Source organism: Streptomyces sp. NPDC050658 (assembly GCF_044457025.1).
In the GTDB taxonomy this organism is placed as follows: domain Bacteria; phylum Actinomycetota; class Actinomycetes; order Streptomycetales; family Streptomycetaceae; genus Streptomyces.
Genome location: NZ_JBITGM010000002.1, coordinates 537,097 through 557,508 on the forward strand (window position 1 = coordinate 537,097; position 20,412 = coordinate 557,508).

A 20,412-nucleotide genomic window follows, 5' to 3' on the forward strand; every position below is an offset into this window, starting at 1 on the left:
TCCTCGGCATTGCCGTTCGAGGGCGCGGACGACTTGAGCCAGCCCTCGAACGTTTTCCAACCATGGTCTGAGCAGGTCAGGCACGATCTCTCAGCGATTCGCCACCGCCTGCTTCACCAGCGTCCTCCCGAAGTCCCACATCAGCCCACCGCCGCTGTGCGCCTCGTCCATCACGGACGTGAACGCCTCCACGAAGCGGTCCACCTCCCGCTCCCCGATGATCAGCGGCGGGATCAGTTTGATGACCTCCAGGTGGTCGCCGGAGACCTGGGTGAGGATGCGGTGCTTCTGCAGCAGCGGGACCACCACCATCTGTGCGAAGAGCCCCTTCCGTGCCGCCTGCAGCATTGTCCAGTGGCCGCGCAGCTTCAGGGACCTGGGCTTTCCGAACTCGATGCCGATCATGAGGCCACGCCCGCGCACCTCGCTCAGCAGCTCGTAGCGGTCGACCAGGGCGGCGAGGCGGGACCGGAGCAGCTCCCCCGTCACGCGCGCGTTCTCGACGACCCGCGACTCCTCCAGCACCGACAGCACCGCCAGCCCGGCCGCCATCGCCTGCGCGTTGGAGCCGAAGCTCGCCGAGTGCACGAGCACCCGGTCCATGGACGAGAAGACCTTCTTGAAGATCCAGTCCTTGCCGAGCGTCGCGCCGACCGGCACATAGCCGCCCGACAGCGCCTTCGCCACGCACACCAGGTCCGGCTCCACGCCTTCCTCGTGCTGGTACGCGTAGAAGTCGCCGGTCCTGCCGAGGCCGGTCTGCACCTCGTCCGCGATGAGCAGGGCCTTGTGCTGGTGCAGCAGGTTCTGCGCGGCGAGCAGGTAGCCGGGCGGCGTCGCGTGCACCCCCTTGCCCTGGATGGGCTCGACGATGAGCCCCGCCACGTCGCCCTTCTTCAACTCCCGCCGCAGCGCGTCGAGATCACCCAGCGGCACCGCCGTGTCCGGCAGCAGCGGCGCGAAGCCGTCGCGGAAGCCGCTCTCGCCGTTGACCGAGAGCGAGCCCGTGGTCAGGCCGTGGAAGGCGTGGGTGCAGTAGAGCACCCTCGGCCTCCCCGTCGCGTACCGCGCGAACTTCAGCGCCGTCTCCACCGCCTCCGTACCGCTGTTCCCGAAGAACACCCGGTCCAGATGCGGACTGTGGGTCAGCAGCCGCTCCGCGAGGAGGCCCGGCAGCGGCTGGCAGTCGAAGCGCGTCAGATCGGCGAGGGAGGCGTCCAGGACGTCGTGCAGCGCCTTGCGTACGACGGGGTGGTGCCGGCCGAGGCCCATCACGCCGAAGCCCGCGAGCATGTCGAGGTAGTCGTCGCCGTCCGCGTCCCAGAAGTACGCGCCCTCGGCCCGCTCGTAGACCTTGTCGAAGCCGATGGTGTGCAGCATGCGCGGCAGCTGGTGGTTGAGATGCCGCGCATGCAGGTCGTAGCGCTCGGCGCCCCGCTCGGCGAGGAGTCTGCCGAGGTCGAACTCCTTGGTCATTCCCGCTTCTCCTTGACTGGCCCCGCCGACTGCTCCTTGACCGTGCCCGCCGACTGCCCGACGGCCTCGCCCGGTTTCTCCGCCTCGGCCGTGCCGCCCTCCCGCACCGCCCGCCGCGCCACCGTCGCGCTGATCCGTCCCGCGATCTCGACCGGCGTCAGACCGAGATCCGCGAGGACCTCGCCCCGCTTGGCGTGCGCGAGGAACTGCTCGGGGATGCCGAACCGCCTTACGGGTACGTCGACTTCGGCCTCGTCGAGTGCCAGGGCCACCGCCGCTCCGACCCCGCCCGCCCGGCTGTTGTCCTCGACGACGCCGACGATCCGGTGCCGCGCGGCGAGCCCCGGCAGTTCGGCGTCGACCGGCTTGACCCAGCGCGGGTCGACCACCGTGCAGCCAAGGCCCCGCTCCCGCAGCAGCTCGGCGGCCTGCAGACAGACCGGCGCCATCACGCCGACCGACACCAGCAGCACCTCCGCGTCCGGGTCCTGGGACAGCACGTCCATGCCGCCGATCCGGTCGACGGCCGGGATCTCGGGCCCCACGGACTCCTTGGGGAAGCGGATCAGCGTCGGCGCGTCGTCCACGTTCACCGCCTCCCGCAGCTGCGCCCGCAACTGCTCGGCGTCCCGCGGCGCCGAGATCCGCAGCCCCGGCACGACCTGGAGGATCGACATGTCCCACATGCCGTTGTGCGAGGCCCCGTCGACGCCCGTGACCCCGGCCCGGTCCAGGACGAACGTGACCCCGCAGTCGTGCAGCGCCACGTCCATCAGAAGCTGGTCGAAGGCCCGGTTGAGGAAGGTGGCGTAGAGGGCGACGACGGGATGCAGGCCGCCCGTCGCGAGCCCCGCCGCCGACACCGCGGCGTGCTGTTCCGCGATGCCCACGTCCCATACCCGGTCGGGGTAGGCCTCGGCGAACTTCGTCAGGCCGACGGGCCCGAGCATGGCCGCCGTGATCGCCACGACGTCCGCACGCTCGGCCCCGATCCTGACGATCTCGTCGCCGAACACCGAGGTCCAGGAAGGGCCGTTGGACGGCGCGAGCGGCTCGCAGGTGAGCGGGTCCATCACGCCGACGGTGTGGAAGCGGTCGGCCTCGTCGGCGAGCGCGGGTTCGTAGCCGCGCCCCTTCTCCGTCAGGCAGTGGATGAGCACGGGCCCGTGGAAGCGTTTCGCGCGGCGCAGCGCCGACTCGACGGCGCCGATGTCGTGGCCGTCGATCGGCCCGACGTACTTGAGCCCCAGGTCCTCGAACATGCCCTGCGGCGCGAACGCGTCCTTGAAGCCCTTCTTGGCGCCGTGCAGCGACTCGTACACGGTGTGCCCGATGACGGGTGTGCGCTGGAGTATGTCCTTGCCCCAGGCGAGGACCCGCTCGTAGCCGTCGGTCGTGCGCAGGGTCGCCAGATGATTCGCGAGGCCGCCGATGGTCGGGGCGTAGGAGCGCTCGTTGTCGTTGACGACGATGATCAGCGGCCGGTCCTTCGCGGCCGCGATGTTGTTGAGCGCCTCCCACGCCATGCCTCCGGTGAGCGCGCCGTCGCCGATCACGGCGACTACATGGCCCCGCTCCCCCAGGACCTGACGTGCCTTGGCGAGCCCGTCGGCCCAGCCGAGCGCGGTCGAGGCGTGGCTGTTCTCGACGATGTCGTGCTCGGACTCGGCGCGCGAGGGGTAGCCGGAGAGGCCGCCCTTCCCGCGCAGCTTGGAGAAGTCCTGCCGGCCGGTGAGCAGTTTGTGTACGTAGCTCTGGTGGCCGGTGTCCCAGACGATGCGGTCGACCGGCGACTCGAAGACCCGGTGGAGCGCGATGGAGAGTTCCACCACCCCCAGGTTGGGCCCGAGATGGCCTCCGGTTCTGGCGACCGCGTGCACCAGGAACTCCCGGATCTCCTCGGCCAGTTCGTCGAGCTCGGCCTCGGTCAGCGCCTTCAGATCGCGCGGCCCCCGAATGGTGTCCAGAATGGTCATGCTCGGGCCCCCTCTCTGGTTGTTCAGCTCACGGTGACGGCGGGCACCCCTGAGGCGATGCCGTCGTCCTCCATCTGTGCGGCGATCTTCATCGCCTCTTCGATGAGGGTCTCCACGATCTTCGACTCGGGCACGGTCTTGATGACCTCGCCCTTGACGAAGATCTGCCCCTTGCCGTTGCCGGACGCGACGCCGAGATCCGCCTCGCGGGCCTCCCCAGGACCGTTGACGACGCATCCCATGACGGCGACGCGCAGCGGCACTTCCATGCCGTCGAGACCTGCCGTGACCTCGTCGGCGAGCTTGTACACGTCTACCTGGGCCCGCCCGCAGGAGGGGCAGGAGACGATCTCCAGGCGGCGTTGGCGCAGGTTCAGCGACTCCAGGATCTGGATGCCGACCTTGACCTCCTCGGCGGGCGGCGCGGACAGCGAGACACGGATGGTGTCGCCGATGCCCTCGCTCAGCAAGGCCCCGAAGGCGACGGCCGACTTGATCGTGCCCTGGAAGGCCGGGCCCGCCTCGGTGACTCCGAGGTGCAGCGGGTAGTCGCAGGCGGCGGCGAGCTGGCGGTAGGCGTTGACCATGACCACCGGGTCGTTGTGCTTCACGGAGATCTTGATGTCCTGGAAGCCGTGTTCCTCGAAGAGGGACGCCTCCCACAGCGCGGACTCGACCAGCGCCTCCGGAGTGGCCTTGCCGTACTTCTTGAGAAGACGCGCGTCCAGGGAGCCGGCGTTCACACCGATCCGGATCGGCGTTCCCGCCTGACCGGCCGCCCGTGCGATCTCGCGCACCTTGTCGTCGAACTGCTTGATGTTGCCCGGGTTCACGCGGACCGCCGCGCAGCCCGCGTCGATCGCCGCGAAGACGTACTTCGGCTGGAAGTGGATGTCCGCGATCACGGGGATCTGCGATTTGCGTGCGATCGTCGCGAGCGCGTCCGCGTCGTCCTGCGTCGGGCACGCGACGCGCACGATCTGGCAGCCGGACGCCGTCAGCTCGGCGATCTGCTGAAGCGTCGCCCCGATGTCGGACGTACGCGTCGTCGTCATCGACTGCACCGACACCGGCGCACCGCCTCCCACCGCAACCGGCCCGACCTCGATGCGCCGCGAGGGGCGGCGCTCCGAGATCGGCCTGGCCGGCAGCTCGGGGAGGCCCAGAGAGACAGGTTCTCCAGGGCTCATGACGTCACCCGCGGTTTCCGGAGACCGTTTCGCGGGCCGCGCGGATGGACTCCTTGAGGGAGCCCATCGTGGCGAGGACGGCGGTGGGTTCGTAGCCGCAGTGCGCCATGCAGTTGGCGCAGCGCGGGTCCTTGCCGCGGCCGTACTTGCTCCAGTCGGTCTCCTCGATGAGTTCCTTGTACGTCGGGACGTAGCCGTCGCTCATCAGGTAGCAGGGCCGCTGCCAGCCGAAGAGGGAGTAGTTGGGGATCGCCCACGCGGTGCACGGGAAGTCCGCCTTGCCCTCCAGGAAGTCGAGGAAGAGCGGCGAGTGGTTGAGCCGCCAGCGGCGCCTGTTGCCGCCCGCGAAGGCCTTCTTGAAGAGTTCGCGGGTCTGCTCGACGCCCAGGAAGTGCTCCTGGTCCGGCGCCTTCTCGTAGGCGTAGGCGGGCGACAGCATCATCTCGTCGACCTGTAGGTCGTCATTGAGGAAGTTGAGGACCTCGATGATGGTCTGCGGGGTGTCCGTGTTGAAGAAGGTCGAGTTGGTGGTGACCCGGAAGCCGCGCCGCTTGGCCTCCTTGATGGCCTCGACCGCCTCGTCGAACACGCCCTCCTTCGCGACGGATTCGTCGTGCCGCTCCCGCATTCCGTCGATGTGTACGGCGAACGCGAAGTAGGGGGAAGGCGTGAACTTGTCCATCTTCTTGCGCAGCAGCATGGCGTTCGTGCAGAGGAAGACGTACTTCTTCCTCGCCACCAACTGGCGCACGATCTCATGGATCTGAGGGTGCATCAGTGGTTCGCCGCCCGCGATGGACACCATGGGGGCACCGGACTCGAGGACCGCTCCCACGGCCTGGGCCACCGGCATGCGCTGCTTGAGCACACCGGCCGGGTGCTGGATCTTGCCGCAGCCCTCACATTTCAGATTGCATGCGAAAAGCGGCTCCAATTCGACGATCAGCGGGAACTTGTCGCGCTTGCGCAGCTTCTGTTCAAAGAGATACGTAGCGACCTTGACGGACTGACGCAGCGGCATGGCCATCTGGCTCACCTCCGGGGGAGCAAAGAAGAACGGTGCCATTCGAAGAAAGCGGGAAGCACGGCACGAAGGACGCGGAAAGCCGATATTCCACCGCGTACCGTGCCGATACGGACGAGTTCGTGCTGTGGGGCGTCGACGACCACCCGGACGGCGGCAACGGGACGCCGTCCGGCCCGCATCGCGGTGTGCAGCGTCGCGGCGGACTCCATGTCGACGGCGATCGCGCCGGTGGCGAGCAGATCGGCGCGCTCGTGCCCGCGCACCACGTGGTCGGAGCCGGTGAGCGGACCGGTGTGCACGGTGCGGCCGGGCACGGCCCGCACCAGCTCCTTGACCAGCAGATCCGTTCCGACGCAGGGCGTGCTGCCGTGCCGCGACCTGGTCTCATCGGCGACGACGAGGTCACCGGGGTGCATGCCGGGGGCGAGCCCGGCGCAGAACCCGGTGGCCACGACCGCGGCGTCGCGCAGCGCGTCCTTGGCGAGCGCTCCGGTGAGGGCGCGCTCGGCGTTCCTGGGTCCCATGCCCGTACGGAGCACGGTGACCCGCCCGTGGGCCCCGCCGCGCTCGCCCGTGCGCAGGGCGAGGTGCTCGATGCCGAGCGCGCAGGCGATCAGCAGCGGTGCGGGGCCCGGTCGGGGCGGGGTCGGAGCCATCAGCTCCCCTTGCCGGAGTTGCCGGAGAGCGCCTCGAACGGATCCCCGTTGACGTACCGGCCGAGCGCGGTGAGCGGGAACACCTGCCGGTAGAGGTGGTAGTTGATGGAGAAGTCCCAGGGGAAGCCGGTGCCGGTGAAGTACGGCTCGTCCCAGGAGCCGTCCTCGCGCTGGGTCTCGGCGAGCCAGGCGATGCCCCGCTCCACGGCCTTGCCCTCGTGCTCCCCGGCCGCGAGGAGCGCGAGCAGCGCCCAGGCGGTCTGCGAGGCGGTGGAGGCGCCGTGGCCCCGCCACTCCTCGTACCGGTAGGAGCGCAGGTCCTCGCCCCAGCCTCCGTCGTCGTTCTGCACCGACTCCAGCCAGCCGACGGCGCGGCGGATCGCCGGGTGCGCGGCGGGCAGCCCCGCCGCGGTGAGCGCGGGCACCACGGACCCTGTGCCGTATACGTAGTTGACGCCCCAGCGGCCGAACCAGGCGCCGTCCGGCTCCTGTTCGGCGAGCAGCCACTCGATGCCGCGCCGGGTGCGCGGGTCGTGTGCCTTGCCCTCGACGGCGAGCATCTCCACGACGTGTCCGGTGACGTCGGCGGACGGCGGGTCGATGACCTCGCCGAAGTCGCAGAACGGCAGCCGGTTGGGGAACGGGCTGGTGTTGTCCGCGTCGAAGGCGCCCCAAGCGCCATTCTTGGACTGCATGCCCAGGTTCCAGCGCATGCCCCGGCCGATCGCGTTCTCCAGGCGTGCGCGGTCGGGGTGGTCCACCCGGCGCAGCGCAAGGATGACCTCGGCGGTGTCGTCGATGTCGGGGTAGTTGTCGTTGTGGAACTCGAACGCCCAGCCGCCGGGCGCGAGTCGAGGCCTGCGCACCGCCCAGTCGCCGGGCCGTCCGATCTCCTCGTCGAGCATCCAGTCGGCGGCCTTGATCAGCTGCGGGTGGTCGGCGGGCACGCCCGCGTCGGCGAGGGCGATGGTCGCCAGGCAGGTGTCCCAGACCGGCGACTGGCACGCCTCGATCATCCGGGCGCCGTCCTCGCGCCAGACGGCGAACCGGTCGAGGGAGGCGAGGCCCGCCTTGAGGACCGGGTGTTCCAGGTCGTAGCCGAGCAGGTGCAGGGCGATGACCGAGTAGACCGCGGGCGGCTGGATGCCGCCCCAGCAGCCGTCGTTCTCCTGCCGTTCGATGATCCAGCGGGCCGCGCTGTTCATCGCGGCCTTGCGCACCTGGCGGGGGGCGACCTTGTGGTAGAGGTGCAGCGCCTTGTCCAGGCGCTGGAAGACGCCGTCCCAACTCGTCATGGCGGCAAGGGGTTTGCCGGGGTTCGGAACGCGCGCGTCGGTGTGCAGTTCGTCCAGCGGGAAGGGTGCGGGCCGGACCGGGCGCTTGGCGGAGACGATCGTGAGCGGCACGATCGTCTGGCGGGCCCAGCACCCGAAGTCGTAGATGTTGAGCGGGAACCACTTGGGGAAGTAGATGAGCTCCGGCGGGAGTTCGGGCAGGTCGTCCCACTTCCACCAGCCGAAGAGGGCCAGCCAGATCCGGGTGAAGACGCGGCTCGCGGCGATGCCGCCCTGCTCGCGGATCCAGGCGGAGGCCTTCGCCATGTGCGGGTCTTCGGGGGCGTCCCCGGCGAGCCGCAGCGCGACGTACGCCTCGATGGTGGTGGAGAGTTCGCCGGGCCCGCCGTGGAAGGTGGCCCAGGTGCCGTCGTCGCGCTGCTCGCCGCGGATGAAGAGCGCGGCGGCGCGGGTGGTCTCCTCGTCCCGGATCCCCAGGAACTGCCTCAGGAGGAGGTCCTCGGCGTCCATCGTCACGTTCGTGTCGAGGTCGCCCTTCCACCATCCCTGGCTGTCCTGCTGGGCGAGGAGGAATTCGGTGGCGCGTTGTATGGCGCGCGCGGCGGCGTCACGTGCGCCTGCCGTCGCGGCGGTATGCGTGACGGTGTTGTCGGTGGGATGGCTGGCCGAGGCTGCGCGGGGCGTCGCCGCTCCGGTGCTTCCGTCGGTCGTCGCTGTCATGGCTTCCCCTTCGTGCAGTGGTGCACTGTGCAGTGGCTACGTCTGCTTGGGTCCGCCGTCGGCCGACGCGCTGGGGCGCCGGCCGGCGACTGCGAGTCATATACGGGCGATAGTGATCATCTCTTTCGTACGACGACGAAGTCGGCGAGCGCGACGAGCTGTGCCCGCACCCGGTCCGGCATCTCAATGGTGTCCAGCGCCTCCACCGCGATGGTGTGCTGGCGCCGGGCCTCCTCTGCGGTCCACTCGCGGCCGCCCGCCTGCTCGATGAGGGCGGCGCGCGCGGCGAACTCCTCCTCGGAGAAGCTGTCGAAGTCGTTGCTCTTCGCGTCGGCGGCGAGCAGCTCGGCGAGCTGCTGCGACGCGGGCCCGCCGGCGGCGAGCGCGGCGACGACCGGCAGGGACTTCTTGCGCTGGCGGAGGTCGCTCCAGGTCTGCTTTCCGGTGGCGTCCGGGTCGCCCCAGATGCCGAGCAGATCGTCCACGGCCTGGAAGGCGAGGCCGAGGTGGTAGCCGTACTTCTCCAGGGTGTCGGCGGTGCGGTCGTCGGCGCCGCCGAGTACCGCGCCGATGGAGACCGCGCAGGCGAGCAGGGCGCCGGTCTTGTTGCCCTCCATCTCCAGGCACTCCTCGACGGTGACCCGCTCGCGGTGCTCGTAGGAGATGTCCTGCGCCTGGCCGTCGATCAGCGCGCGCGTGGCGGTGGTGAGGCGGCGCGTGGCGCGGCCCGCCTCGACGGTGCCGATCTCCAGGAGGATCTCGTTGGCGAGCGCGAAGAGGGCGTCGCCGACGAGGATGGCCTGGGCGGGGCCGTGCACCTTCCATACGGTGTCGCGGTGGCGGCGCTGTTCGTCGCCGTCCATCAGATCGTCGTGCAGCAACGAGAAGTTGTGCACCAGTTCGACGGCGACCGCTCCGGGTACGCCGACCTCGGGCGCGGCGCCCGCGGCTTCCGCGGAGAGCAGGGCGAGCGCGGGGCGCACGGCCTTTCCGCCGTCTCCGTCGGACGGGTTGCCCTCGGCGTCGATCCAGCCGAAGTGGTAGGCGGCGACGGTGTCCATGGGCGGTGCGAGGCGGTCCACGGCAGACCGCAGCACCGGGGTCGCCAGGGTCCTTCCGCGCTCGAGCAGTGAGGTTACGTCCACCGTGTCGGCAGCCGTTTCGGCCGAGGGCACAGTCGGCACAGTCTCTCCTCTTGTTCCGGTGCTGGATTCCTGGGGATCTGCCCCCAGGAGGGCCGGCTTCACGCGGCCTCCTCGTAGTCGAAGAGGTGATCGCGTGGCCGGTCGAGTGCGGAGAGAGCGGCCCGTGCGGCACTGATGCCACTGCGGACGGCGCTCTCCATGGTCGCGGGCCACCCTGTGGCGGTCCACGCCCCGGCCAGATACAGGCCGGGAGCCTTGGTGCGAGCACCGGGCCGCAGCCGGCCCACGCCGGGAGTCGGCGCGAAGGTCGCCGTGCGCTCCCGAGTCACGAAGAAGTCCCGTACGCCGGCGCCGTGCGCGGCGGGCAGCAGCCGCTCCAGCTCCGGCAGATAGCGCTCGCGCAGCGCGGCGACGGGCGCGTCGATCTCGTCCTGGGCGGCGGACTGGGACAGCGCCAGGTACTGGCCGCCGCCGCGCAGTCCCGACGCGTCGGTCCGGTCGAAGACCCACTGCACGGGCGAGCCGATGGCCGCGAAGAACGGCCGCTTGAGGACCTTGCGGTCGTACACGACGTGGATGTTGAGGATCGGCGCCGTGTCGATGTCGAGGAGCCGGTCGGGCTCGTCGAGCGCGCCGTCCGGCAGCAGGTCGTGGGTCTCGGCCTGCGGCACGGCGAGCACGACGGTGTCCGCGTCGAGGGTCTCGCCGGGAACTTCGACCCGCCAACCCCCGTTCTCCGTACGGGAGATGGAGGTGGCTCGTGTCCTCAGTTCGGTTCGTACGCCCGCGGAGTCGAGCGCCTTGCGGGCCAGCGTGTCATGGAGATCACCGAGGGGTACGCGCGCCCAGCCGATGTCGGCGGCGCCGGGGTCGGAGAGCAGCCCGGTCTTGAAGACCATCGCGGCGAGGCCCAGCGAGGAGTCCCCGGCGACGGCGTTGAGCGTGGCCACGCCGACCAGGTCCCACAGGGCCTCGACGGCGCGCGGCGACTGGCCGTGTCTGGCCAGCCAGCTGCCGAAGTCCTGGCCGTCCAGTGCGGGGTCGGCCGGGTCGAGTCCCTTGAGGGCGAGCGCGGCGCGTCCGACCTTGGCGCGTTCGGCGAGCGACAGATGCGGATACGTGGCGAGGCTCGCCGCCAGGTGCAGCGGCACGGGCAGCGCGGTGCGCCGCAGGCGTCCGAGGCGGCTGCGGTCGGCGTCGAGCACGGGCACGTCGAGACGTTCCTGCAGGGGTGCGAGGGAGGCTCCCTCGACGCGGTCGAGGAACCAGCGGTAGGCGGTGCAGCAGCGCAGATAGACGTGCTGGCCGTTGTCGACGGTGAGGTCGCCGCGCTTGAAGGAGAACGCGAGCCCGCCAAGGCGCGGCCGCCCTTCGAGCAGCGTCACGCTCAGGCCCGCGTCGGCGAGGGAGAGCGCGGCGGTGATGCCGGCCAGTCCGCCGCCGATGACCACGGCGGCACCCCGGCCGGGGGCGCCGCCGGGCCGTGCGGCCGACCGCGTGTCGTCGTCCTTCATGCGTTTTCCCCCTTGACCGTTGAAGTCTGGGACGCCGGGGCGGTGCGGAGGGTTGCCCGCCGGTTGCACGGAGTTGTACTGAGTTGCCTGCGATGGCCGTATTCGCCGTGGATGCCCATCACGTACGCCTCCTGACGGTCTGCCGGGAGATGGTGCGCGCGTCGAGACCGGACAGTCCGCGCACGGCGACATACGCCTTCTCGCGGCCCGGCAGCGAGACGCGGCCCCGCAGGACCGCCTCCGGCTCGCGCTCGATGCGGTCGAGGAGGCGGCGGTAGATGCCGGCCATGGCCGCCACACAGGCACCACTGCGCCGGTCGAGCATGGGAAGCAGCCGGTACCCCTCGGCGAACAGCGCCCGCGCCCTGCGCACCTCGAAGTGCACGAGCCCGGCGAAGTCGGAGCCGGCGGGCGGCTGCGGGCCGGAGAACCCGGCGGAGCAGCCGAACTTGGCGAGGTCGTCGGCGGGCAGATAGGTGCGGCCGTCCTCGGCGTCCTCGCGGACGTCCCGAAGGATGTTGGTCAGTTGGAGCGCGAGACCGAGCGTGTCGGCATACTCGGGCGCGCGCTCGACGTGGAGCGCCCCCGGTTCGGTGCCGAACACGCCCAGGGAGAGCCGCCCGATGGCGCCCGCGACACAGCGGCAGTAGACCTTCAGGTCCTCCCATGTCTCATACGTCTCGCCCCGGACGTCCATCAGGACACCGTCGATCAGCTCGTCGAGGCCGCCGAGCGGGATCGGGAAGTGCCGCGCCGCGTGGGCGAGTGCGACGGCGACCGGGTCGGTGTCGTCCTCGTCGACCGTGCCGGCCCGGACGCGGGCGAGCAGCGCCCGTGTCTCGTCGAGCCGCTCGGCCTTGACGTCCGGCGCGAGCGCGCCGTCGCCGATGTCGTCGACGCGCCGCGACAGGGCGTAGAGCGCCGACATCGCGCGGCGCTTGGGCAGCGGAAGCAGCCTGATGCCGTAGGCGAAGTTGCGTGCTTGCTGCCCGGTGACGGCCTCGCAGTAGGAATACGCGGCGAGTACCGGCGCGGACACGTTCGGGCCTGACTCCACGGTCCGGCTCACCCCTCTCCTCGCAGAACCGTCCCCACCTCACGCAGCAAACGGAGCTTGGCGGGCTTCGGCGGCCTTGGAAGTACGTCGTATCCGGCGACGGCGATCGCCGAGACCGCCGCCCTTCCCCCCGCCACGAACCCGGCAAGCAGCACCTTCAGCCTGCCGTGGACGCTACCCACGAGGGGGGTGCCTTCATTCAGGAGGCAACGGGCGCGTTCTGCTTCGTATGCAACCAGTGCGCGCACCGAAGCGCCTGCTGTCGGTGCGGCCAGATCCCGCTCCTGGACATGAAAGCGCTTCATGTCCTCGGCGGGCAGGTAGATGCGGTCGCGCCCCAGGTCCTCGGCCACGTCCTGGAGGTGCTCGACGATCTGCAGCGCCGTGCAGACCGCGTCCGAGCGGCGGATCCGCTCGGGGGTCTCGGTGCCGGTGATGCCGAGGACGAGCCGGCCCACGGGGTTCGCGGACAGCTCGCAGTAGGCGAGAAGATCGTCGTACGTCTCGTAGCGCCTGACCAGCTGGTCCTGACGGTTGGCCGCGATCAGGCCGAGAAAGGGCTCCGGGGTGAGTCCGCAGCGGCGCACGGTGGGCTGGAGCGCGCGCATCAGGGGGTGCCGCGGCGTGCCGTCGAAGACGCGGCGCAGGTCGGCCTCGAAGGCGTCCAGGAGGGCGAGCCGGTCCTCGGCGGCTTCCGGGTCCACGCCCAGGTGGCGGGCGTCGGCGCCGCCGGGGGCGAGGTCTCCGTCGCCGATGTCGTCGACGAGGCGGGCATAGCCGTACACGGCCATCAGGTCGGTGCGCCAGGCGCGGGGCAGGAAGAAGGGGGCCACCGGGAAGTTCTCGTCCGCGGCCTTCTCGAGGACGGCGGATGCGTCGCGTAGCTGGAGATCATCCGTAGCCATTGCCGTCACATCTCCCGTTCTACACTGCCGACCCAATACATCCTATTTCGGACACGCCGCCCAGCCCTCCCCGAGGCGGACCGAACACCGAGCCGGGGCGCCGCGCGATATCGCCCCACTTGCCGCGAATCAGCACCGGTACAGCTTACGTTGTACAACGCAGCCTGCATCGTCGGGGTGTTCGGCACATCACAACAACACACCGATTGGTGTCAATCTTCCCTGGGCCAAGGGGACTTGAGAGCACCACCGGGGCAGTCGAAGACTCATGACGCAGCAGGGCCCCACCGGGTTGATTCCGGCGGGGCCCTGCTGCAAACGGGTGGATCGAGCGGGCTATTTGCCCGTGAACTTCTCGTACTCCTTGATGACCTCGTCGGTCGGTCCGTCCATGCGCAGCTCACCGCGTTCGAGCCAGAGCACACGGTCACAGGTGTCGCGGATCGACTTGTTGTTGTGGCTTACGAGGAAGACCGTGCCGGCCTCCTTGCGCAGCTCACGGATCCGGGCCTCGGAGCGCTTCTGGAACTTGCGGTCGCCGGTGGCCAGCGCCTCGTCGATCATCAGTACGTCGTGGTCCTTGGCGGCCGCGATGGAAAAGCGCAGGCGGGCGGCCATGCCGGAGGAGTAGGTGCGCATCGGCAGGGTGATGAAGTCGCCCTTCTCGTTGATGCCCGAGAAGTCGACGATCTCCTGGTAGCGCTCCTTGATCTGCTCGCGTGACATGCCCATCGCGAGCCCGCCGAGTATGACGTTGCGTTCGCCCGTCAGGTCGTTCATCAGGGCCGCGTTCACGCCCAGCAGCGAGGGCTGGCCGTCGGTGTAGACCTTGCCCTTCTCTGCGGGGAGCAGGCCCGCGATGGCGCGCAGCAGGGTCGACTTGCCGGAGCCGTTCGAGCCGATCAGGCCGATGGCCTCACCGCGGTAGGCGGTGAAGCTGACGCCGCGCACGGCGTGCACCTTGCGTACGCCGCGCTCCTCGCCGCGCTTGACGATGCGGCTCAGCGCGGAGGTGGCGCTGCCCTTGCCGGTCTTCGCGCCGTTGACGCGGTAGACGATGTGCAGCTCGTCGGCGATGACGGTGGGGATGTGCCCCTTGCCGGCGTTCTGGTCGATCGAGTCGTTCTTTTCGTCAGCCACGGCCGTACCGCTCCTCAGCCTTCCAGAAGTACACGAACCCGCCGACGGCGAAGAGCACGGCCCAGCCCGCCGCGACCGCCCAGACGTGCGGGGGCAGGTTCTCGGAACCGTAGCCGTCGATCAGCGCGAAGCGCATCAGGTCCATGTAGATGGCCGCCGGGTTCCACTGCAGGACGTCCGCGATCCACGCGGGCTTGCCCTCCAGCATGACCGGGATGGAGAACATCACGCCGGACGCGTACATCCACGTACGCATCACGAAAGGCATCAGCTGGGCGAGGTCGGGCGTCTTGCTGCCGAGGCGCGCCATGATCATCGCGAGGCCGGTGTTGAAGAGGAACTGCAGGGCCAGGACCGGGAGGATCAGCAGCCATGACAGCTTCGGGTAGCTGCCGAAGCCGATCATGATGATGAACAGCACGATCATCGAGAACAGCAGCTGCTGGAGCTGCTGCAGCGAGAACGAGATCGGCAGCGAGGCGCGCGGGAAGTGCAGTGCGCGGACCAGGCCGAGGTTGCCCGCGATCGCCCGGACACCCGCCATCACCGAACTCTGCGTGAAGGTGAAGACGAAGACGCCGGTGACCAGGAACGGGACGTAGACCTCACGGGGCATGCCCCGGTCGGCGCCGAGGATCAGGCCGAAGATCAGGAAGTAGACGAGCGCGTTGAGGAGCGGCGTCGCCACCTGCCACAGCTGGCCGAGCTTGGCCTGGCTGTACTGGGCGGTCAGCTTCGCCTGCGAGAAGGCGAGGATGAAGTGGCGCCGTCCCCAGAGCTGGTGGACGTACTCGAAAAGTCCGGGCCGTGCGCCGCTGACGGTCAGACCGTACTTGGCGGCGAGATCGGCCCGGGAGAGCCCGTCATCGGGCGACGGGGGCGCTGTCACGGCGACCCCGCCGTCATGCGTTGTCTCACTCACGAGTGGAAACTTTCGTCTTCAGATGCGCAGCCGGTCGGGCGTAGGCGTGGGCCAGGGACCGGGGTATGGCCCAGATGCTCTCAGACCCGAGCTTGTCAGATGACAGGAGGTCGGCCCAGTCGGGTCAGCCGCCACACCGTACGCCACTTCATCGGCTTGCGCGGTCCGCAGGGAGTCGTCCAGCCCTCCTTGAAACCGCCGAACCAGGCCTTGAGCGCGGGGCCCGAGGGCTTCCTGGCCAGGGTCAGGAGCATCCAGACCCCGAGGTAGACGGGGACCAGGAGCGCGGGCAGGTTCCGGCGGGCCAGCCAGACGCGGTTGCGGGCGACCATCCGGTGGTAGACCGCGTGCCGCGAGGGGGCGGTCGTGGGGTGGAAGAGCACCATGTCGGCGCGGTAGTCGATCATCCAGCCCACGTTCAGGGCACGCCAGGCGAGGTCGGTCTCCTCGTGCGCGTAGAAGAACTCGTCGGGCAGTCCGCCGACCTCGGCGATGACCTTCGTGCGCACCGCGTTCGCGCCGCCCAGGAAGGTGGTCACGCGCGAGGAGCGCATCGGGTCGGCGGCGCGCAGGCGGGGCACGTGGCGCCGCTGGGTGACGCCGGTGTCCGGGTCCGCGATGCGGAAGCTGATGATGCCGAGCTTCGGGTCGGCCTCGAAGGCCTCGCGGCACAGCTGCGCCGTGTCCATGTTGGCGAGCAGGCCGTCGTCGTCCAGGAAGAGGAGTACGTCGACGTCGGTGCCGCCGGGGCCGAAGGCCTCGATGCCGACGTTGCGGCCGCCGGGGATGCCCAGGTTCTCGGGCAGCTCGATGGTGCGTACGCCTTCGGGTACGTCGGGCACGGGGGCGCCGTTGCCGACGACGACCACCTCGACCGGGTCGCCGTCCTGCTTGGCGACCGAGTCCAGGAGGGCGCGCAGCTCCTGGGGGCGGTTGCCCATGGTGATGATGACTGCGCCGACCTTCATCGCCCTGCTCACTTCAGCCTGCTCGAGGCGAGGATGGACACGAGGTGCAGCACGGTCTGGAGCAGCGCGATGCCGGCGAGTACGGCGACACCGATCCGCGAGAAGAAGAGGTCGCCGCGCACCTGGTCGACGATCGCGAGGACCAGGATGAGCAGGGACGCCTCGATGCCGAGGACGAGACGGTGGAACTTGAGCGCGGCCGCGGCCTTGCGGGCCAGGGCCATGCCGGAGGAGCGCGGCTCGGAGGCGGACTCCTTGACCGGTGCGAGGCCCTGCTGGTGGCGGGCGACACCGACGAGGTCGGTCTCCGCCTTGATCAGGATGGCGCCGAGCGCGGCGAGCGTGCCGAGGAACGCCCACAGCCAGTCGATGCGGCCCGAGCCCCACAGGTCGGCGGCGCGCAGACCGAAGCCGACCAGGACCGCGGCGTCGCACAGGTAGGCGGCGACACGGTCGAGGTAGACCCCGGCCATCGAGTACTGCTTGCGCCAGCGGGCGATCTCGCCGTCGACACAGTCGAGCAGGAGGTACAGCTGGACCATGATCACGCCGAGCACGGCGCCCGGGATCCCCGGCACGAGGAGTGCCGGGGCGGCCAGGGCACCGGCCACGGTCATCAGATACGTGAGCTGGTTGGGCGTGATCCTGGTGTTCACCAGGTAGCGGTCGCAGCGCAGCGAGATCTCTCGCATGTACAGGCGTCCCGCCCAGTGCTCACCGCTGCGCCGGTCCTTCACCCCTGCGGGGTGAACGACGGGGCGGAGTTCAGCTACCGATGGCCTTGGCATAGTCGGCGTATGCGTCCTTGATCTGGTCGGAGTTCAGATTGAGGTGCTCGAGGATCGTGTAGCGCCCGGGGCGCGTCTGCGGGGCGTACTCCACGACCTGGACGAACTCGTCCACGGTGAAGCCGATCTCCTCCGGCGTCACGGGGAGGCCGTGCCTGCGCAGCACCTCCACCATGTACAGCGACTCCTCGCGGGCTCCGCGCAGGAACATCGCGAAGGCCGCGCCCAGGCCGCACTGCTCGCCGTGGCTGGCAGCGCGCTTGGGGAAGAGGAGGTCGAAGGCGTGGTTGATCTCGTGGCAGGCGCCGGACGCCGGACGGGAGTCACCCGAGACGGACATCGCGATGCCGGTCAGGACCAGACCCTCGGCGAGCACCTGAAGGAAGCCGTCGTCGCCGACGCCGCCGGGGTGGCGGAGCACGGCCTCGCCGGCCTGGCGGGCCATCGCGGCCGCGAGACCGTCGATGTCCTCGCCGCGCTCGCGCGCCGCCAGCTCCCAGTCCGCGATCGCGGAGATGTTGGACAGGGCGTCGCCGATGCCGGAGCGGACGAACCGGACGGGGGCCTCGCGGATCACATCGAGGTCGATGACGACCGCCATGGGATTGGGCACCCCGTACGAGCCGCGGCCCGCGTCGTTGTCGAGCGTGGCGACCGGCGAGCACAGGCCGTCGTGCGACAGGTTCGTCGCGACGGCGACCAGCGGCAGGCCGACCCGCGCCGCGGCGAACTTGGCGCAGTCGATGATCTTGCCGCCGCCGAGGCCGACGACGGCGTCGTAGCGGCCCTTCTTCATGTCGTCGGCGAGCTTGATGGCGTCGTCGAGGGTGCCGCCGCCGACCTCGAACCACTCGGCGTTCGGCAGCGAGGGCTCCAGGCGGTCACGGAGGACCGCGCCGGAGCCACCGCTGATGGCGATGGCGAGCTTGCCGGTAGACGAGCAGATCCGCTGGTCGGCGAGGACACCGGCCAGGTCGTTGAGCGCCCCCGGCCGGATGTCGACGACGACCGGCGAGGGGATGAGCCTCGTCAGTACTGGCACGCGATCTCCCGTCCCTTGGCGAGGTCGTCGTGGTTGTCGATCTCGACCCACTTGACGTCGCCGATCGGCTCCACGTCGACCTTGAAGCCGCGGTTGACGAGCTCCTGGTAGCCGTCCTCGTAGTAGAGGTCGGGGTCGCGCTCGAAGGTGGTCTTCAGGGCGTCGGCCAGCTCGTCGGCGGCCTCGCCCTCGATGAGCGTGACACCGATGTACTCACCGGTGGCCGTCGCCGGGTCCATCAGCTTGGTGATCTTCTGGACGCCCTTCTCGGGGTCCACGATGACCTTCATCTCCTCGTCGGCGAGGTTCTTCACCGTGTCGAGGGCGAGGATGATCTTCTTGCCGTCGCCGCGGGCGGCGAGCAGCGTCTTCTCGACGGAGACCGGGTGCACGGTGTCGCCGTTGGCGAGGATCACCGTGTGCTTGATCGCGTCACGGCCGCACCACAGGGAGTAGGCGTTGTTCCACTCCTCGGCCTTGTCGTTGTCGATCAGCGTGAGCTTGAGGCCGTACTTCGCCTCGAGCGCGGCCTTGCGCTCGTAGACGGCCTCCTTCTTGTAGCCGACGATGATCGCGACCTCGGTCAGACCGATCTCGGCGAAGTTGCCGAGCGTCAGGTCCAGGATGGTGGTGTCACCATCGACGGGCACCAGGGCCTTGGGCAGGGTGTCCGTGTAAGGGCGAAGACGCCGTCCGGCGCCGGCCGCCAGCACGAGGCCGATCATGCGGGTTCTCCTTCATCGTGTACGGCGGGTGCTCCGCGCTTGTGAGCGGTCACCCAGAAGCGGATGCTCTCGACGAGCACCACGAGTGCCACGGCCACGGCGAACGCCGTGAGCGCGACGGTGAAATCTGTGTCGTGCAGCAGGGCGGCGGCCAGCGCGACCACCAGAACCCGGCCTTCTTGCCCGCCGATCGCCCGCACCAGCCAGTGCGGGGGCGCGCCGGTACCGCCCTTGATGCGGTACACCGTGTCGTAGTGATGGTAGGCGACCGCGGACACCAGGCCGAAAGCCGCAGGAAGTGCCCCGTTCACGTCCGCGCTGATCGCGAGGAAGAGCACGGTGCAGTACTCGGCGATACGGAAGAACGGCGGAACCAGCCAGTCCAGGGGGCCCTTGAGGGGCCCGGCGAGGGCGAGGCCGGAGGTGATCACGTACACGACTGCGGCGACGACCACCCACGGGCTGCCGTACGACGTGAGAGCCGCCACACCCACGATCGCGGCGCCGCCGACGAAGGCGATCACCGGCGCGGGCAGCTTCCGGCCGCCCCGCGCGAGGGCACTGAAGGCGGCGGCGAGCGGGCCGTTGTCGGCGAGGTCGGCGAGCGCCCCGGCGGCGCGGTCGGTGCGGACCGCCTTGCGGGTCAGCGAGCGCAGGACGCGCCCCGCCGTGGTGTAGCAGGCGGCGAGCGCGCAGCCGATGATCAGCACGATCAGGGTGATGCGGGGCGTGGTGAGCGCGGTGAGGACCGCGATCATCGCCCAGCGTTCACCGATCGGCAGGACGATCATCCGGCGCACCCAGACCGTCCACCCGACGCTGTCGAGCTTGTCCGAAAGGGCCGCGGTGGGGCTGGTGTTGGCCGTCGCGTCGTGGTTCGCCTCGTTGAAGGAGAAGTCCACGACATGGCGGCAGGTCTGCAGGACCATCGCGCCGAGCGCGAGCGCCCACACATCGTCATGGCCGCCGCCGCGGGCCGCGCCGAGTGCGAGGCCCGCGTAGTAGGCGTACTCCTTGGCGCGGTCGAACGTCGCGTCGAGCCAGGCGCCGAGCGTCGAGTACTGCAGGGAGTAGCGGGCGAGCTGCCCGTCCGTGCAGTCCAGGACGAAGGAGAAGAGCAGGAGGAGGCCGGCGGCGATGAAGCCGCCGCGCGTTCCGGTCGCCGCGCAGCCCGCCGCGATCAGGGCGGTGAGCAGCGATGCGGTGGTGACCTGGTTCGGGGTGAGGCCCCGGCGGGCGCACCAGCGGGCGATGTAGCGGGAGTAGGGGGAGATGCAGTACGTCGTGAAGAAGCCGTCCCGGGACTTCACCGCCGTCCGCAGCCGTACGGCCTCGTCGTCCACGGCGGCGACGGCCTGCCGTGCCTCGTTGCGGGCCTGCGGGTCGGTGGGCACGGTGGCGACGAGGGTGCCGAGGTCGGGGCGGTGGACGTCCTGCCCTTCGGCCTCGATCGCCTCGGCGATGTGGTCGGCGAGCGCCTCCACCGCCGTGGCCGAGCCGCCGCCGTTGCCGCCGGTCGCCGTGCGCAGGGCGCGGGCCAGACCGGCACGTGCCTCGGGCTTGGCGGTGACGGCGCCGGGCACCGCGGAGGCCGCGAAGCGGGGGTCGGTGAGGCCGAGGCGCAGCGCGTGGACGTGGCCGACGAAGCGCGCGTCGACGACTGCGACCCGCTGCCCGGCCGGTACGGCGGCGAGCAGCGTCTCGGTGTCCGCCGCGTCGGAGGCGATCCGCACGTCGAAACCCAGGGACCGCAGATCGCCTTCGAGCGGCGACCCGGGGACCGGCTGACCGGTCAGGATGGCGGTCGACAGGACGAACTCACTCCTTGGTTCACGGCACGGCTCGCGCCGCGCACGTGCGTGATGA

Annotated in this window: 17 protein-coding genes; all 17 read right to left on the minus strand. The window is 70.1% G+C overall.

The window, feature by feature from the left end:
• Positions 1–90: 90 nt before the first annotated feature.
• The 17 genes from ACIBKX_RS09305 to ACIBKX_RS09385 all read right to left on the minus strand — a co-directional run bounded on the left by ACIBKX_RS09305 (position 91) and on the right by ACIBKX_RS09385 (position 20,357).
• Positions 91–1,476: an aspartate aminotransferase family protein gene (locus ACIBKX_RS09305; protein WP_363271252.1), complete on the minus strand. Its 1,386-nt coding sequence runs from the start codon at positions 1,474–1,476 to the stop codon at positions 91–93.
• Positions 1,473–3,452, minus strand: coding sequence for a 1-deoxy-D-xylulose-5-phosphate synthase (gene dxs, locus ACIBKX_RS09310; protein ID WP_363271253.1), 1,980 nt, complete (start codon positions 3,450–3,452; stop codon positions 1,473–1,475). The genes ACIBKX_RS09305 and dxs overlap by 4 nt, the downstream gene beginning before the upstream one ends.
• A 23-nt stretch (positions 3,453–3,475) precedes the next feature.
• On the minus strand, positions 3,476–4,642 hold the full coding sequence (gene ispG / locus ACIBKX_RS09315) for a flavodoxin-dependent (E)-4-hydroxy-3-methylbut-2-enyl-diphosphate synthase (protein WP_363271254.1): 1,167 nt from the start codon (positions 4,640–4,642) through the stop codon (positions 3,476–3,478).
• 4 nt (positions 4,643–4,646) lie between these two features.
• On the minus strand, positions 4,647–5,669 hold the full coding sequence (gene hpnH / locus ACIBKX_RS09320; protein WP_363271255.1) for an adenosyl-hopene transferase HpnH: 1,023 nt from the start codon (positions 5,667–5,669) through the stop codon (positions 4,647–4,649).
• 5 nt (positions 5,670–5,674) lie between these two features.
• A complete protein-coding gene (locus ACIBKX_RS09325) occupies positions 5,675–6,325 on the minus strand; it encodes a 1-hydroxy-2-methyl-2-butenyl 4-diphosphate reductase (RefSeq protein ID WP_363271256.1) in 651 nt (216 codons plus the stop codon).
• Positions 6,325–8,340, minus strand: a complete 2,016-nt coding sequence (shc, locus tag ACIBKX_RS09330; protein ID WP_363271257.1) for a squalene--hopene cyclase — start codon at positions 8,338–8,340, stop codon at positions 6,325–6,327. Before shc ends, ACIBKX_RS09325 begins: the two co-directional genes overlap by 1 nt.
• 116 nt (positions 8,341–8,456) lie before the next feature.
• On the minus strand, positions 8,457–9,587 hold the full coding sequence (locus tag ACIBKX_RS09335; RefSeq protein ID WP_399375715.1) for a polyprenyl synthetase family protein: 1,131 nt from the start codon (positions 9,585–9,587) through the stop codon (positions 8,457–8,459).
• Complete coding sequence (gene hpnE / locus ACIBKX_RS09340; RefSeq protein WP_363271258.1) at positions 9,584–10,999, minus strand: hydroxysqualene dehydroxylase HpnE; 1,416 nt, start codon at positions 10,997–10,999, stop codon at positions 9,584–9,586. The genes ACIBKX_RS09335 and hpnE overlap by 4 nt, the downstream gene beginning before the upstream one ends.
• A 118-nt stretch (positions 11,000–11,117) precedes the next feature.
• Positions 11,118–12,068 (minus strand): presqualene diphosphate synthase HpnD, encoded by a 951-nt coding sequence (gene hpnD, locus ACIBKX_RS09345; RefSeq protein WP_363271259.1) that lies wholly within the window; start codon positions 12,066–12,068, stop codon positions 11,118–11,120.
• Entirely contained in the window at positions 12,065–12,961 is an 897-nt protein-coding gene (gene hpnC, locus ACIBKX_RS09350; RefSeq protein ID WP_363271260.1) for a squalene synthase HpnC, read from the minus strand. The genes hpnD and hpnC overlap by 4 nt, the downstream gene beginning before the upstream one ends.
• A gap of 336 nt (positions 12,962–13,297) precedes the next feature.
• Positions 13,298–14,101 (minus strand): ABC transporter ATP-binding protein, encoded by an 804-nt coding sequence (locus tag ACIBKX_RS09355; RefSeq protein WP_363271261.1) that lies wholly within the window; start codon positions 14,099–14,101, stop codon positions 13,298–13,300.
• Positions 14,094–15,023, minus strand: a complete 930-nt coding sequence (locus ACIBKX_RS09360; protein ID WP_363271262.1) for an ABC transporter permease — start codon at positions 15,021–15,023, stop codon at positions 14,094–14,096. Before ACIBKX_RS09360 ends, ACIBKX_RS09355 begins: the two co-directional genes overlap by 8 nt.
• Before the next feature lie 95 nt (positions 15,024–15,118).
• Entirely contained in the window at positions 15,119–15,991 is an 873-nt protein-coding gene (locus ACIBKX_RS09365) for a glycosyltransferase (protein ID WP_363271263.1), read from the minus strand.
• Positions 15,992–15,999: 8 nt separating this feature from the next.
• The gene (locus ACIBKX_RS09370) at positions 16,000–16,779 is read right to left on the minus strand and encodes a CDP-alcohol phosphatidyltransferase family protein (protein WP_363271264.1); all 780 of its coding nucleotides are present in this window, start codon (positions 16,777–16,779) and stop codon (positions 16,000–16,002) included.
• The gene (locus tag ACIBKX_RS09375; RefSeq protein WP_363271265.1) at positions 16,757–17,821 is read right to left on the minus strand and encodes an iron-containing alcohol dehydrogenase family protein; all 1,065 of its coding nucleotides are present in this window, start codon (positions 17,819–17,821) and stop codon (positions 16,757–16,759) included. Before ACIBKX_RS09375 ends, ACIBKX_RS09370 begins: the two co-directional genes overlap by 23 nt.
• Positions 17,809–18,546, minus strand: coding sequence for a phosphocholine cytidylyltransferase family protein (locus ACIBKX_RS09380; RefSeq protein WP_363271266.1), 738 nt, complete (start codon positions 18,544–18,546; stop codon positions 17,809–17,811). Before ACIBKX_RS09380 ends, ACIBKX_RS09375 begins: the two co-directional genes overlap by 13 nt.
• Positions 18,543–20,357 carry a DUF5941 domain-containing protein gene (locus tag ACIBKX_RS09385; protein ID WP_363271457.1) on the minus strand — a complete coding sequence of 605 codons (1,815 nt, stop codon included), beginning with the start codon at positions 20,355–20,357 and terminating at the stop codon, positions 18,543–18,545. The genes ACIBKX_RS09380 and ACIBKX_RS09385 overlap by 4 nt, the downstream gene beginning before the upstream one ends.
• Between the last annotated feature and the right edge of the window lie 55 nt (positions 20,358–20,412).

Coding starts and splice junctions, on each gene's coding strand:
- ACIBKX_RS09305 (WP_363271252.1), bottom strand. CDS start 1,476: ATGACCAAGGAGTTCGACCTCGGCAGACTCCTCGCCGAGCGGGGCGCC.
- dxs (WP_363271253.1), bottom strand. CDS start 3,452: ATGACCATTCTGGACACCATTCGGGGGCCGCGCGATCTGAAGGCGCTG.
- ispG (WP_363271254.1), bottom strand. CDS start 4,642: ATGAGCCCTGGAGAACCTGTCTCTCTGGGCCTCCCCGAGCTGCCGGCC.
- hpnH (WP_363271255.1), bottom strand. CDS start 5,669: ATGGCCATGCCGCTGCGTCAGTCCGTCAAGGTCGCTACGTATCTCTTT.
- ACIBKX_RS09325 (WP_363271256.1), bottom strand. CDS start 6,325: ATGGCTCCGACCCCGCCCCGACCGGGCCCCGCACCGCTGCTGATCGCC.
- shc (WP_363271257.1), bottom strand. CDS start 8,340: ATGACAGCGACGACCGACGGAAGCACCGGAGCGGCGACGCCCCGCGCA.
- hpnE (WP_363271258.1), bottom strand. CDS start 10,999: ATGAAGGACGACGACACGCGGTCGGCCGCACGGCCCGGCGGCGCCCCC.
- hpnC (WP_363271260.1), bottom strand. CDS start 12,961: ATGGCTACGGATGATCTCCAGCTACGCGACGCATCCGCCGTCCTCGAG.
- ACIBKX_RS09365 (WP_363271263.1), bottom strand. CDS start 15,991: ATGAAGGTCGGCGCAGTCATCATCACCATGGGCAACCGCCCCCAGGAG.
- ACIBKX_RS09370 (WP_363271264.1), bottom strand. CDS start 16,779: ATGCCAAGGCCATCGGTAGCTGAACTCCGCCCCGTCGTTCACCCCGCA.
- ACIBKX_RS09380 (WP_363271266.1), bottom strand. CDS start 18,546: ATGATCGGCCTCGTGCTGGCGGCCGGCGCCGGACGGCGTCTTCGCCCT.